The sequence below is a fragment of the Nocardia aurantia genome (assembly GCF_009604425.1).
Classification (GTDB): domain Bacteria; phylum Actinomycetota; class Actinomycetes; order Mycobacteriales; family Mycobacteriaceae; genus Nocardia; species Nocardia aurantia.
Genome location: NZ_WEGI01000021.1, coordinates 60,111 through 73,594, shown reverse-complemented (window position 1 = coordinate 73,594; position 13,484 = coordinate 60,111). Strand labels below are relative to the sequence as shown.

Below are 13,484 nucleotides of genomic sequence, written 5' to 3'. Positions count from 1 at the left end.
TTTCGTCGTCGAGTCGGGTGGTCAGATCGCGGTGACGGCGTTGACCAGGCTGCCGATCCCGCCGGCCCGGCACTCCACGACATCGCCGTCGCGCAGGAAGGCTGTCGGCACCATCTGGTATCCGCAGCCGCCGGGGGTGCCGAGGGTGATGATGTCGCCGGGTTCCAGGGTGATGCCCCGGGACAGCCGGCTGATCACCGTGGCGGGGGAGAAGATCATGTTGCCGGCCGATTCCCGTTGCCGCACTTCGTCGTTGACCAGCAACTCGACGTCCAGGGCGGCGAGGTCGCCGATCTCGTCGGCGGTGACGACGGCCGGACCGAGCGGGCAGTACGAGTCCTGGCCCTTGCCGTAGAAGAACTGGCTGGTGCGCGACTGCAGGTCGCGGGCGGAGACGTCGTTGGCCAGGGTGTAGCCGAAGATGTGGCCGGGGGCGTCCGCCTCGCTGATCCAGGTGCCGCCCCGGCCGATGATCATCGTCAATTCGACCTCGTAGTCCAGCTTCTCGGTGAGCCGCGGATCGAGGACGATCGGCGCACCCGGGCCGATGACCGCGGTGACCGGTTTGGAGAAGAACAACGGGGTGTCGGGTATCTCCGTCGGCAGGCCCAGCGCTCGGGCGTTCTGCTCGACGTGGGAACGGTAGTTCATCCCGACGCAGAACACATTCTTGCGGGGCCGGGGGATCGGTGCGCACAGTGCGACATCGGTTGCGTGGCAGACGTTCTCGTCGCCGGTCTGCGCCGCCTCGGTCCATTTCCGGGCCTGCTCCAGCGCCCCCGGGCCGTCGTCGATCAACGACAACAACGAACCGAATACCGGATCACCGCCGGAAACACCGGTCAGATCCAGGATGTCGCCGTCGCGCAGCTGGGCGCCGAGGCGGGGGCCGCCGTCGCGGCGGAAGGTCACGAATTTCATGGCATCGCTTTCGTTGCAGTCGTAACGAAACACCCTGCACCAGGGGAACGCAGGGGATTTCTCGTCACTTCTGACCTCATCTCACGGAGACCGCGAATATTTTGGGATCCCAAGATTCTCGAAGCCGCGTTACCCCCGTATTGCGCCGAGCTTTCCGCCGGTATCCGGACCGAGAAGATCGTGTTGCGCGGACCGCCCGGAGCCCGCGCGGCCGCCGGGGTGTTCGGCCGAGCCCGGCTACCATGGCCGCGTGGGGTTCACCGGATTCGGTCCAGGCGATGTGGTGTATTTCCCGGAGGGGCCGTTCAGCGGCGTCTGCGGAGTCGTGCGGGAGGTGGACGATCTGGCATCCCGGCTACGACTGGATTTCGGGGAGGGGCTGGTCCATCGGGAGGGCGGTGTGCTGCGGCAGCGCTGGCACAGCCTGACGGTGGGGTTCGACGAGGTCGAATTGGCTTAGCGGCCGGATCATTTCGCGTCGCCGTAGTTCTCGACCACTGCGGTGGTGAACGGGAATCGCACGGGCGTCGGCCCGAAGGCGAGGCGGCCCGCCGTGTCCGCGGCCTCGGTGATCGCCGCCGCCACCGTCGGCGCTTCCTCCGCCGGACAGTGCACGATCACCTCGTCGTGCTGGAAGAAGACCAGTTCGGCGCGCAATCCGGCGCCGTGCATCGCCTGCCGTAGGCCCGCCAGCACCAGCAGGGCCCATTCGGCGGCGCTGCCCTGGACGACGAAGTTGCGGGTGAATCGGCCGCGCGCGCGGGCCTTCGGCGTGCTGCCGTAGCGGCCGGGTTCCTCGTCGCCGGAGCTCTCGAAGGCCGCGGCGGGCGGGCAGGTGCGGCCCAGCCAGGTGCGCACCAACCGGCCCTCCGCACCGGCGGTGGCCGCGTCGTCGACGTACGCGACCGCGGCGGGGTAGCGCCTGCGCAGCTCCGCCATGTGGGTCAGCGCGTCGCCGGAGGTCTGACCGTAGACGGCGCCGAGCAGGGCGATCTTCGCGCGGGCGCGGTCGCCGTCGAAGGCGCGGGCGGCGAGATCGGCGTACAGATCCTCGCCGCGGCCGGCCACCTCCATCAGGCCCGGATCGCGCGAGATGGCCGCGAGCACCCGGGGTTCCATCTGATCCGCGTCGGCGACCACCAGCCGCCAGCCCGGATCGGCGCGCACCGCCTGCCGGATGATCTTCGGAATCTGCAGGGCGCCACCGCCGTTGGTGGTCCAGCGGCCGGTGACCGTGCCGCCGGGCAGATATTCGGGCCGGAAGCGGCCGTCGTGCACCCACTGCTCGATCCAGGACCAGCCGTTGGCGGTGTGCAGCCGGTACAGCGACTTGTAGGCCAGCAGCGGCGCGACGGCCGGGTGATCGATCTTCTGTAGTTCCCATTTCCTGGTGGAGGACAACGGGATTCCGGCACGGGCGAAGGCCCGGATGATGTCCTGGGGCAGGTCGGGCCGGACCCGCACCCCTTGGCCGAAGGCCCGCGACACCTCGTCGGCCAGCTCGGCCATCCGGCGCGGCTCGCCTCCGCCCGGAACGCGTTCGCCCAGAACGGAATCGAGCAGTGCGCGGTGAATGTCCGCGCGCCACGGCACCCCCGCCCGCGACATCTCCGCGGCGACCAGCATGCCCGCCGACTCGGCGGTGATCAGCATCCGCATCCGTTCGGGATGCGCGGTGGCGGCGGTGCGGGCCACCTGCCCGGCGTAGACCTCCAGCAGGGCGGTCAACTCGTCGGTACCGGCGGGCAGCGGCGGGGGGCCCGAGTCGAACAGCGCCGGTTCGGTGTCGGCCGCGCGCAGGGGAGCGTCCGGCGGGACGGGGCGGCCGTGCAGCCGCGCCCAGGCGGCGGGCAGCGAGCGGGGCTGCCCGGACTGACCCTCCTCATGGCCGATCAGCAACGCCTCAGCGGCCTCCACATCGTAACAGCGGTCCACCCGCACCCCGGCCGCCAGCAGCCCCCGATAGCCGGCGGTGGACCGCCAGACCCACCTTTCGACCTCGGGGCGCGACCGGATCGCTTGCTCGAGCGACGGCTCGTGGTACACCGGGCCCGCGGCGTGGCCGTCGGCGCCGACCGGGCGCAGCCGCGCGCCGCCCTGACCCGTCTCCGCCACCGCCCATCGCATACCCGTCAGTCTGGCATCGGGCACCGACAGGATCGGCGTCGACGCCGACGTCGCCCTCGCGGCCACGCTCGCGGAACCGGGACTGCCCGATCGCTCCCACCGCGAACCGGCGCCGCCGGCCGAGCTGATCGTCCGGGCCTGCGCTCGGACCGGGGTTCCGGCACCGGTGCCGGTCCATCGCTTCCGGCCTGCCGAGCGATACCGGCCGGTCGGATGTGCTTGTCCCCGTTCAGATCTTCTTGCCGACGGCGCCGTACAGGGAGACGCGTTTGTCGTGGCTCGGGGGGTGTTCGATGCCCTCGTTGCGCCAGCGGTGGATGACCTCGACGCCGGGCTCGAGCAGTTCCAGGTCGTCGAAGAAGCGGGCGACCTGGTCGCGGGTGCGAGGTGTGACGGGGATGCCGCGGTCGATGTAGACCTGCAGGAGGCGGGCCATGCCGTCGGGATCGTCTGCGCCGTCGTCGAATTCGGTGGTGACGTGCGACATCGCCAGATACGAGCCGGGGACCAGCGGGCTCAGCAGGCGCCGCACGATGTCGTAGACGTCGCCGGGGACGAAGTGCAGCAGCGCCATCATCGAGACCGCCACCGGTTGGCTCAGGTCGAGCGTGCTCGTCAATTCCGTGGAGGCGAGGATCTTTTCGGGCTCGCTCGCGTCGGCCTGTACGTAGGAGGTGCGGCCCTCCGGGGTGCTGACCAGCAATGCGCGGGCGTGCGCGTAGACGATCGGGTCGTTGTCCACGTACACCACCCGTGATTCCGGCGCGAGTTCCTGGGCGACCTGGTGCAGATTCGGTTCGGTGGGGATGCCGGTGCCGATGTCCAGGAACTGCCGGATGCCCTGTCCGACCAGGTAACGGGTTGCGTGGTGCATGAATTCGCGATTGGTGCGCGCGGTCAGCCGGACCGACGGGAAATCGCGCAAGGCCTGCTCGGCGGCGTCCCGATCGGCCTCGTACGAGTCCTTCCCGCCGAGGAAGTAGTCGTACATCCGGGCCGGGTGCGCCACATCGGTGTGCAGGTCGATAGGGCCGTCGAACACGGCAACGTCTCCTTGCGACGTGGGGATTCTGTATTACGCAGATATACCGTATCCGGACGGGCGGCCCGAGCAAATCCGGCAGACTGCCCGCTTCCGACGCTCTTCGCGGCCCGGAATGTCCGAACCGATTCGGGACCAGGCGATTTCGGCGGAGCGGTCGACGGGAGGGGATGCGGTGACCTGGTGCTCAGCCGCCGATCCCGGCACGTCCGAGCAGCAGGGCGCGTTCGGCCGCGTTGGCGGTGAGCTCTGCGGCCGTGGCGAATTCGGCGCGGGCCTCCTCGGTGCGGCCGAGGCGGGTCAGCAGGTCGGCGCGGACCGCGTGCAGCAGGTGGTAGCCGTCGAGCGTGCCGGATTTCGCGAGCACGTCGACCACCTCCAGGCCGGCGGCCGGGCCGTGCACCATCGAAACGGCCACTGCCCGATTGAGTTCCACGACCGGCGACGGAAACCGTTCGGCCAGAACCGCGTACAGGCCCGCGATGCGCCGCCAGTCGGTCTCGGCGGCGGTCGGGGCCATCGCGTGCGCGGCGGCGATGGCGGCCTGCAGCGTGTAGCGGCCCGGCAGCCGGCCCTGCGCGGTGTCCAGCGATCGCGCCCGGCCGAGGGCGGCGAAACCCCGCCGGATGTAGAGGCGACTCCAGCGGGAGCGGTCCTGATCGGCCAGCAGCACCGGCTGCTCGCCCGGCCCGCCGCGGGCGCGCAGCCGCGAGGCCTGCAACTCCAGCAGTGCCGCGAGACCGTGCACCTCGGGTTCGCGCGGCAGCAGACCGGCCAGGATTCGGGCCAGCCGCACCGCGTCCTCGCACAGTTCGGCGCGCGTCCAGGCGGCCCCGGCCGTCGCGGTGTAGCCCTCGTTGAAGATCAGGTAGAGCACCTCGAGCACGGCGTCCAGCCGCACCGCCAACTCCGGCCCCGACGGCACCTCGTAGGGCACCCGCTTCGCCGCGATGGTGCGTTTCGCGCGCACTATCCGTTGGGCCACAGTCGATTCCGACACCAGATAGGCGCGGGCGATCTCGTCGGTGGTGAGGCCGCCGATCATCCGCAGCGTGAGCGCCACCTGCGCCGGGCGGGACAGCACCGGATGGCAGGCGGTGAACATCATGCGCAGCAGATCGTCCTGGGGCGGCTGCTCCGGCGGGGTGCGCTGGTCGATCACCAGATCGTGCCCGAGCACCGCCAGCTTGCGGTCGAGGGTGCCGTGGCGGCGGATCCGATCGATGCCGCGATGTTTGGCGGTGAGCATCAGCCAGCCGCCGGGATTCGGCGGAACCCCCTCGCGCGGCCACTGTTCCAGTGCCGCGACGAGGGCGTCCTGGGCGAGTTCCTCGGCGGTGCCGATATCGCCCACGATCCGGGTCAGGCCGGCGACCAATCGCGGCCATTCGATCCGCCAGGCGGCCTCGACCGCGCGCCGGGCCGCCGCGTCACCGGGTATCGATTCGTTCACCGCGGTCCGCTCACTCCGGCTCGACAACCTGCCGGACCTCGACCTCGATATCCCACTCCGGGCCGTGGACGCGCAGGAACCGGCGCGACCATTCCACCGCCTCCTCCTGGGACCGGGTCTGCAACAGGCAATACCCGCCGATGACCTCCTTCGCCTCGGTGTACGGACCGTCCAGGACGGTCTGCACGCCCTTGGACTGCCGGATCCGGGTGGCCTCCTCGATCGGCCGCAGTCCGGCGGTGTCGAGCAGCACGCCTGCCTTCGTCATCTCCTCCAGCAGCGTGCCCATGTCCGCCATCAACTTCTCGTCCGGGCCGTCCGCGGGTGCGGCGGCGGGATCGAGGCGGATCAGGGTGAGGTAGCGCATGTGGGGCATCCTTCCGTGTCGGTGTGGCGGGCGGGTCGTCGGCCCACCCACCTACACCTCGAACTAGGACGATACCGATCGACATCCGGTGATGTGATGCCGGTCACACGTGTCAGGCGGGCGGGTGGACCGGGCCAGGATCTGCTCCGTGAGTTCGGCGAGCCGGCGGGCATCGGCCGGATCGAGCGTCGGCAGCGCCGGATCGACCGGCTCGCCACGGTCGATCGCGGTGAGCGGCTGCGCCGGCGGGTGGTCGATGAATCCGTCGATGGGCGCGATCGACTCCGCGACCGGCCGGGCCTTGAGCGCGGCGGCCACCCGCAGCAGGATCCGCACCGGCAGCGGGAACGGCGAAACGTCGCCGCTGCGGGTGAAACCCGGGTGGTACATCACGAACCGCGCCCGTCCGGCCTGCTCCTGCGCGAAACCGACCCCGAGCAGGTCGTTGGCCCGCGCGCCCTGAACCATGGCCCGGATCGCGCGGTAGCCGTGCGTGGACTGCGGGTCGTCCCACGCGATGGAACCGGTCGTGGTGCCGACCCCGGCGACCGTCACGATGACCGGATCCGCCGCGGCGTCCAGCAGCGGGCTCAGCCCCCGGGACAGTAGGTAGCGGCTGAGGTAGTAGAGCGCGAACGTGTACTCGAGTCCGTCGACGGTCTCGCGTCGGCGCGGGCTGTGCCGGTTCGCGAACAGCAGCAGCGCGTCGACGGCGGACCAGCGGGCCGCGATCTCGTCGATCACCCGCCGGTTCTCGGCGATCGAACTGAGGTCCGCGCGCACGGTGTGCAGCCGATCGGCGGCTCCGAGTCGTTCGGCCTCGGCGATCAGCGCGGTGAACTTCGCCGGGTTGCTGCCGACGGCGACGAGCCGGTCGCCGCGGGCCAGCCGGGACAGGGTCACCGCCTTGCCCATGCCGTCGGTGGCGCCGCTGACGACAATGGTCTTACCCGGATCGGATGTGGAATCTGCCATGTGCCGATCATCGATCCCGGTACTGATCAGCGAAAGAAGGCAGTTCGATGTCAGGTACGCACACCGATGTTCCCTCGATGCTCGCGTTCCGGCTGCCGGTGCCGATCCCGGCGGCCGAACACGAGCAGTGCCCGGTGACCGAGGTGCTGCGCCGGGTCGGCGACAAATGGTCCGTGCTGGTGCTGGTCCAATTGGGCAGCCGCAGACACCGATTCAACGAACTGCACCGCTCGATCGAGAACATCAGCCAGCGCATGCTGACCCGCACCCTGCGAATCCTGGAGCAGGACGGCCTGATCGAGCGCGAGGTGTTCCCGACGGTCCCGCCCAGCGTGGAGTACGGGCTCACGCCGCTGGGCCGGGACCTGCTGGTTCCGTTGTCCGCCTTGGCGGATTGGGCGGTCGAGAATCATCGCCACATGGCGGCGGCCCGCGTCCGGGCCGATCGGGCGGATAGCGCCGGGGTCGCTCGACCGCCGGGACCCGGCGATCGGTGACGGCTCAGTCGTGCAACAGGTCGAACACCACGGTCTCGTCGAGATCGCCGTGGCCCGCGTCGACCGGACCGGTGAGCAGTTCGCGCGCCGCTCGCCCCAGCGCGGCCGGAGCGCCGACACTGTCGGCCGCCTCCACACCGATGCGGGTGTCCTTCAGGCGGAGCGCGGCCGTGAAGGCGACGTCCCGATCGTAGTGCCCGTCGAGCATCCGCCGGCTCGCGCGGATCACGGTCGGACTGGCGGCCCCACCGCGACCGAGGGTGTCGACGACGGTCGCGAGATCCAGGCCCGCGAGCTCGGCGGTGCGCAGCGCCTCCGCGGTGGCCGCGATCTGGATCGATCCGAGCAGGTTCTGGATCAGTTTGTAACTCGTCCCCGCGCCGATCTCGCCGAAGCGGACGATGTTGTCGCACAACGGTTCCAGCAGTGGCCGTACTTCCGCGAGCCGATCCGTGGCGGCGCCGACGAACAACGTGAGCCGTCCCGCCGCCGCGGCGTCGGGCAGCGCGGTGACCGGGCAATCGACGTACCGGAACCCTTGCGCGGCAGCATGATCCGCGAGCTCGAGCACCCAGGCCCGGGAAAGCGTGGAGCATTCGACGGCGAACGCGCCCGGCGCGGTGGTTGCCAGTGCGCCGGTGTCGCCCAGCCAGACCGCGCGCGAGGCCGCGTCGTCGGCGACCATCGAGAACACCGCCTCGACGCCCTCGGCGGCGGCGCGCGGGGAGTCGGCGAGGAGAGCTCCGGCGGCTACGAGCGCAGCCGTCTTCTCCGGCGACCGGTTGAACACCCGCACCTCGTGCCCCGCCGCCAGCAACCGCGCCGCCATCCCGGCACCCATCCGGCTTCCCGCCCCGAGAAACGCAATCGTCGCCATTGCCCGGACCCTACCCGCGCCACCCGACGCACTCCGAACCCGGGAGTTCCGCGCCCTGAAACAACCTTTCTCCCAGTCAATTTCGAGAAACTTTGGGTGGCCGGGTGGGCCCATGTCTGTCGCGGTGCATCCCTGCCCGGTGCGGACCGTGTGCTGGACATATACCGGCGCTACACCGGGTTCGCCGGCCGTGGCGCGAGTTCCGCCGGTGAGCCGGTCACCACGGCACTACGCCGGCGTCGTCGAAGAATCCGCCGTTCGGTCCGTTGTCGGGCAGGGTCGCGAGGTGGATCGCGATCGCCGCGCCCTGCTGGGCTGTGCGGACGCCACGGAAGCCGTTGAGGTCTGTGGCGGTGAAACCCGGACATCCGGTGTTGATCAGGATGTTCGTGTCGCTCAGTTCCTTGACGTACTGGGCGGTGACGGCGTTCAGGAAGGTCTTCGACGTCGCGTACGCCGCGGAAATCGGGCCCGTCTCGTCGCCGGGAGTGGTCTGCCGGGTGAGGGAGCCGACGGTGCTGGACATGTTCACGATCCGTGGCGAGGCCGAGCCGCGCAGCATGGGCAGCATCGCGTTGGTGACGCGGATGACCCCGATCACGTTGGTTTCCACGACATCTCGCACAGTCGCGGGGTCGACCATGGTCGGTTCCTGTGGCATACCGCCGGTGATCGCGGCGTTGTTGATCAGGACGTCGAGCCCGCCGGCCCGGTCTGCGATCAGTTCGGCCGCGGCGGCCACACTCGCGTCGTCGGTCACGTCGAGCGGTACGGCGAACGCGTCGATCCCGGCCGCGCGCAGCTTCTCCACGGCGGTGTCGCGGCGTTGCCGATCCCGCGCACCCACACCGACCCGCCAGCCGAGGGCGCCCAGGCCCGCCGCGATCTCGTACCCGATTCCCTTGTTCGCACCGGTCACCAGCGCGATCGTCTGTTCACTCATGCCGTCGATCCTGGTTCGGACTCGGGCAGGTCGTCCAAGACCGACTGGGTGCGCGGCCATACCGCACGGGTATCGGTCGTGGTGAGCGCCGGATACGATGCGAGGGTGGAGACGCGGGAGTTACGGTACTTCGTCGCCGTCGCGGAGGAGTTGCACTTCGGGCGGGCGGCACAGCGGCTCGCCATGGCACAACCCCCGCTGTCGCGGGCGATCCAGCAACTCGAACGACGGCTGGGAGTGGTTCTGCTGCAACGCACCACGCGCGCGATCGCTCTGACCGAGGCCGGTTCGGTGCTGCTTCGGGAGGCGCGGGCCGCGCTCGACGCGGTCGAGGCCGCCGAGCGACGCACCCGCCGCGCGGCTTCCGACCGGCCCGGCGTGGTACTCGCCACGAAGGCCGGAGCGTCCAGCGAACTGCTGGCGAAATTGCTGGACGCCTACGCCGCCGAACCGGGCGCCGTCCCCGTCGAAGTGGTGCTGTGCGGTCCCGGCGAACAGGAACGACTGCTCCGCGACGGCCGTGCCGACGTAGCCATCCTCCACCGCCCCTTCGACACGACGGCGGGATTCGACACCGAGGACCTGTACACCGAACCGCAGATCGTGGTCCTGCCCGCAGGGCACCTCCTCGCCGACCGCCCCCACATCTCGATGGACGAGGTCGCCACCCTGACCGACCTGCCCCAACCGCGCTGGCCCCGGCGGGACGGGACCTACCCCGACGGCCCCGGCCCGCAGATCCGCGACCACACCCAGCTGACCCAGCTGATCGCGCTCGGCCGCACCTGCGCGGTCGTGCCCGAATCGGTCCGCACGCACCTGCGCGACGAACACGCCACCGTCCCGGTGCCGGACGCCCCGGCCGTCACCACCGTGATCGCCTGGCCACCCCACAGCCGATCCAAACCCGTCGCCGACCTCGTCCGCACCGCGACCCGCCTCTGACCGACACCGCCCCGGATCGATCCGACGATGACGGCGAAAGGCTTGTGAAAAGCTAGCGCTGTTCGGCTGCGAGGTACTCGCGGAGGGTGGTCGGGGGGTGGCCGGTGAAGTGTTCGATCGAGGCCGTGACTTGGTACAGGTTGTGGCCGGATCCGATGTCGCGGAACAGTTTCCACAGGTTTGTGAGGTGTTCCACGACGATGTCGTCGTGGTAGAGGGCGGTGGCGGTTTCCTGCCATCGGTCGGGGTCGACGTTCACGTAGCGGACGCCGAAGGCGTCGGCTGCTTCGGCGGCGGTGGTGATCTCGCCGGCCAGCCAGTGGACCGGGTCGAGTGGGGCGGGGGCGAGGAGGGCGGCGGTGGCTACGTCGGCGACGTCGGCGGCCGCTATCAAGGGCAGGACCGTGTCCGGGGAGCCGAGGGGCAGCGTGAGTGCGCCGGTGTGTTCGATTACTACGCGCAGGTTTTCGAAGAATACGGCGGCGCGTAGGTGGACGGCGCCGATGTCGGCTCGGTCGAGTACCTGCTCGGCGACCCAGTGGCGGCGCATGTGCGGGGTACCTGCTTGCGGGTCGGAGCCCAGTTGGGAGACCGCCACGACGCGCTCCAGGCCCTCGTCGTGGGCGGCGGCGGCGAAAACGGCTGTGGCGTCGAGCATTCCGGCGGTGACGGGGTAGGTGAAATAGGCGCGGTGGATGTCGCGGACGGCGGGGCGGACGGTGGTTATCTCGCGCAGGTCGCCCACGATCACCTCCGCGCCGAGGTCTTTCAGTTGCGCGGCGCGGGTGTCGTCGGTGCGGACGAAGGCGTGGACCTGGTGGGCGGCGGCTAGCAGGGTCTCGGTGACGCGGCGGCCGGTGGCGCCCTGTTGTCCACCGGCGGCGCCGGTGACGAGGATCGGTGGCACGGTGTCTCCTCAGGGCTGTGCGGGGAGTTCGAGTGTGAAGGCGCCTCGATCGGCAAGGGCGGTAAGGAATTCCGTGGCGTCGAAGGCTTCGCCGGGGCTCATGACGCCGCTCTTCACCCGGCCTTCGGCGATCCGGACGGCCGACTCCGCGGCGATGAGCGCGCTGACCCGCCACAGGTCGCGGCCGCGGACGTGGCCGGCGGCCGAGCCGTGAGCGCCGAGAACCTGGACGGCGACGGTGTATTCGCTGTCGGAACGCTCCTCGGCGGTCAGGTGCTCGCTGGTGAACGCCTTCTCCTCTTCGAAGGTGCGGGCGGTCAGCTGGGCTTCGACGGCGCGGGTGCGGACGTGCCGGGGCACCGTGAACGGCTCCGGGAACGGGACCGGGGCGATCATCGTGCGCGGGCCGACCGGCGGCGGGAACGCGAAGACCGCGTTGCGTGGTTCGACGAAGCCGAATTGCAGTGCGCCGTCGGCGAATCCGATGCGGTCGGTGTCGGCGAACAGCAGTCGCGCGGTGGCCATCGCGCCGGTGGTCAGCTTCCAGTTGGCAACCGAGTACGCGACGGTGATCCGCTCGATGTCGGAGACGCCGCGGGCGACCGCGTCGGCCAGCAGGTCGCCGAGGCCGCCGTAGAAGCTCGCGTCGGGCAGCATCGTGAAACCGCCGCGTTCGGCCCGGTCGCCGAACTCGTCGAAAAGCCTTCGGACATGGTGCACTTCGAGGGCGTGGTCCACGTAGTGCCGTCCGGCGGCGGCCGCGGCGGTGGCGACGGGCAGGCCGGTGGTGACGAACGGGCCCGCGCAGTTCACGATGATGTCCGCCGAATCGGCAAGTGCGCGTAGTGATTCCGGCTTGTCGGTGGTGGCGGGCAGAATCTGCGGGTGGCCGAGGGCGGCCAGGCGGCCGGGGTCGCGGCCGGACAGGATCACATCCTTGCCGCGGGAGAGGAGTTCGGAGGTGACGAGGCGGCCGGTATGGCCCGAGGCCCCGTAAATGGCGTAGATCGTCATGGTGATCAACTTCCATACTGTGGGTATGTAAGAGGTTTACATACCCACAGTATGGAAGTCAAGGCGCACAACCGGTTACATTTGGCTGGTGAGTACCCGCCGCACCCAGGCCGAGCGGACCGACTCGACCACGGGCCGGCTCGTCGAGGCCGGGCGCGCGTTGTTCGGCGGCAACGGGTACGCGGCCACCTCCATCGAGGCGATCACCACCGAGGCGGGGCTCACCAAAGGGGCCGTCTATCACCACTTCGGTGACAAGGCCACGCTCTTCCGCGCTGTCTTCGTGGCCGAACAGCAGTGGATGGCCGCCGAACTGGAACGGGTCGCGCTGGCCGCGCCGGACACCTGGACGGCCCTGCTCCAGGGCTGTGCCACGTTCCTGAACCTGTACCTGAGTCCGCGGTGCAGCCGAATCGTCATGCTCGACGGGCCCGCCGTGCTGGGCTGGGACGCGGTGCGCGAGATCGAGGCCGACCACGTCCTGCGGGTGCTGTCGGAGGGGCTGGCGCGCGCCGCCGCCGACGGCGAACTGTCCGAGGGCGATCTGCGCATCCGCAGTCATCTGCTGTTCGGGGCGCTGTGCGAGGCCGGAATGTTGCTCGCGCGCACCGATGATCCGGCCGCGGCGCTGCCCGCGGTGGTCGCGGAGGCCACCCGCATGCTGGAGGCGCTGCGGGCGTGAGCGCCGGAGTCCGGCGCGGTCCCCGCCCATGTCGGATGGACGCGGTGTGAGTGGGATTCAGGCCGTGCGCGGCCGGGCTTCCGGTACGGCGCCGTGGTAGAAGTACCGGCCGAGCCCGACGGTGAAGACCAGGATCCCGTAGACCGAGTGCTCGACCGACGCGGTGAACAGCGACTGCGTACGCGCGTAGCGGGTCGCGAAGATCCAGCCACCGGCCCCGCTGGCCGCCACCGAGAACCAGCTGCCGAACAGGATGTGCGCGTAGCCGAACGCGGCCGCGCTCGCCGCCACCAGGCCGCGGCCCTCGCCGAAAACCGGTGCGTACCGGTGGAACAGGAACGACCGGTAGATCAACTCCTGCGGGTACACGCTCAGCGCCGGATACAGGACCATCACCGCGAGCCAGATCAGCGGATTGCGCCGCGGCAGATCGAACAGATCCTCCCGGTGCCGCGCCGCCACCATCGCCGTCAGCGCCAGCGCGCTCGACCCCGCCAGCGCCGCCATCGGCCGTGCCTGCCCGGGCAGCGCCTCGCTGCGCCACAACGCCTTCCGATCGAAATCCGGTGAGCGCCGCAGATACCAGGCCGCCCCGCCGGAGAGCGCGAGCAGTGCCGGAATCGGCGATCTGCCGCGCAGCAACGCGTTGTAAACCGTAGTGCCGCCGAAGAACAGCGCCGCGTACTCGGCGCCCAGGTACAGCCGCCGCCACGGTCGAACTCGCATGCCCATCA

15 protein-coding genes are annotated in these 13,484 nt (G+C 70.3%); 4 read left to right on the top strand and 11 right to left on the bottom strand.

Annotated elements, in window-relative coordinates:
• Positions 1-21: 21 nt before the first annotated feature.
• Positions 22-921 (bottom strand): fumarylacetoacetate hydrolase family protein, encoded by a 900-nt coding sequence (locus NRB56_RS36085; RefSeq protein WP_153348854.1) that lies wholly within the window; start codon positions 919-921, stop codon positions 22-24.
• Positions 922-1,171: 250 nt separating this feature from the next.
• On the opposite strand from NRB56_RS36085, the gene NRB56_RS36080 reads away from it, so the two are divergent.
• On the top strand, positions 1,172-1,381 hold the full coding sequence (locus NRB56_RS36080) for a hypothetical protein (protein WP_227838620.1): 210 nt from the start codon (positions 1,172-1,174) through the stop codon (positions 1,379-1,381).
• 8 nt (positions 1,382-1,389) lie between these two features.
• Here the strand turns inward: NRB56_RS36080 and NRB56_RS36075 are convergent, their stop codons facing one another.
• From NRB56_RS36075 to NRB56_RS36055, 5 genes are all read right to left on the bottom strand, one after another.
• Positions 1,390-3,048, bottom strand: a complete 1,659-nt coding sequence (locus NRB56_RS36075; RefSeq protein WP_153348853.1) for a bifunctional 3'-5' exonuclease/DNA polymerase — start codon at positions 3,046-3,048, stop codon at positions 1,390-1,392.
• Positions 3,049-3,277: 229 nt separating this feature from the next.
• A complete protein-coding gene (locus NRB56_RS36070; RefSeq protein ID WP_319944032.1) occupies positions 3,278-4,090 on the bottom strand; it encodes an SAM-dependent methyltransferase in 813 nt (270 codons plus the stop codon).
• A gap of 187 nt (positions 4,091-4,277) precedes the next feature.
• Complete coding sequence (locus NRB56_RS36065; RefSeq protein ID WP_319944031.1) at positions 4,278-5,543, bottom strand: RNA polymerase sigma factor; 1,266 nt, start codon at positions 5,541-5,543, stop codon at positions 4,278-4,280.
• 10 nt (positions 5,544-5,553) lie between these two features.
• A complete protein-coding gene (locus NRB56_RS36060; protein ID WP_153348851.1) occupies positions 5,554-5,910 on the bottom strand; it encodes a YciI family protein in 357 nt (118 codons plus the stop codon).
• Positions 5,911-5,973: 63 nt separating this feature from the next.
• The gene (locus tag NRB56_RS36055; RefSeq protein ID WP_153348850.1) at positions 5,974-6,885 is read right to left on the bottom strand and encodes an SDR family NAD(P)-dependent oxidoreductase; all 912 of its coding nucleotides are present in this window, start codon (positions 6,883-6,885) and stop codon (positions 5,974-5,976) included.
• 47 nt (positions 6,886-6,932) lie between these two features.
• Between NRB56_RS36055 and NRB56_RS36050 the strand changes: the two genes are divergently transcribed.
• Positions 6,933-7,382: a winged helix-turn-helix transcriptional regulator gene (locus tag NRB56_RS36050; RefSeq protein WP_153348849.1), complete on the top strand. Its 450-nt coding sequence runs from the start codon at positions 6,933-6,935 to the stop codon at positions 7,380-7,382.
• 4 nt (positions 7,383-7,386) lie between these two features.
• Here the strand turns inward: NRB56_RS36050 and NRB56_RS36045 are convergent, their stop codons facing one another.
• Complete coding sequence (locus NRB56_RS36045; RefSeq protein ID WP_153348848.1) at positions 7,387-8,259, bottom strand: NAD(P)-dependent oxidoreductase; 873 nt, start codon at positions 8,257-8,259, stop codon at positions 7,387-7,389.
• 217 nt (positions 8,260-8,476) lie between these two features.
• The gene (locus tag NRB56_RS36040) at positions 8,477-9,202 is read right to left on the bottom strand and encodes an SDR family oxidoreductase (protein ID WP_153348847.1); all 726 of its coding nucleotides are present in this window, start codon (positions 9,200-9,202) and stop codon (positions 8,477-8,479) included.
• Positions 9,203-9,307: 105 nt separating this feature from the next.
• On the opposite strand from NRB56_RS36040, the gene NRB56_RS36035 reads away from it, so the two are divergent.
• A complete protein-coding gene (locus NRB56_RS36035) occupies positions 9,308-10,147 on the top strand; it encodes a LysR family transcriptional regulator (RefSeq protein ID WP_319944030.1) in 840 nt (279 codons plus the stop codon).
• 52 nt (positions 10,148-10,199) lie between these two features.
• Here NRB56_RS36035 and NRB56_RS36030 read toward each other — a convergent pair whose 3' ends face one another.
• The gene (locus NRB56_RS36030; RefSeq protein WP_153348846.1) at positions 10,200-11,054 is read right to left on the bottom strand and encodes an NAD(P)H-binding protein; all 855 of its coding nucleotides are present in this window, start codon (positions 11,052-11,054) and stop codon (positions 10,200-10,202) included.
• Positions 11,055-11,063: 9 nt separating this feature from the next.
• Positions 11,064-12,068 (bottom strand): saccharopine dehydrogenase NADP-binding domain-containing protein, encoded by a 1,005-nt coding sequence (locus tag NRB56_RS36025; protein ID WP_153348880.1) that lies wholly within the window; start codon positions 12,066-12,068, stop codon positions 11,064-11,066.
• A gap of 88 nt (positions 12,069-12,156) precedes the next feature.
• On the opposite strand from NRB56_RS36025, the gene NRB56_RS36020 reads away from it, so the two are divergent.
• Positions 12,157-12,750 carry a TetR/AcrR family transcriptional regulator gene (locus NRB56_RS36020; RefSeq protein ID WP_153348845.1) on the top strand — a complete coding sequence of 198 codons (594 nt, stop codon included), beginning with the start codon at positions 12,157-12,159 and terminating at the stop codon, positions 12,748-12,750.
• Between the two features lie 57 nt (positions 12,751-12,807).
• Here the strand turns inward: NRB56_RS36020 and NRB56_RS36015 are convergent, their stop codons facing one another.
• A complete protein-coding gene (locus tag NRB56_RS36015; RefSeq protein WP_153348844.1) occupies positions 12,808-13,476 on the bottom strand; it encodes a CPBP family intramembrane glutamic endopeptidase in 669 nt (222 codons plus the stop codon).
• Between the last annotated feature and the right edge of the window lie 8 nt (positions 13,477-13,484).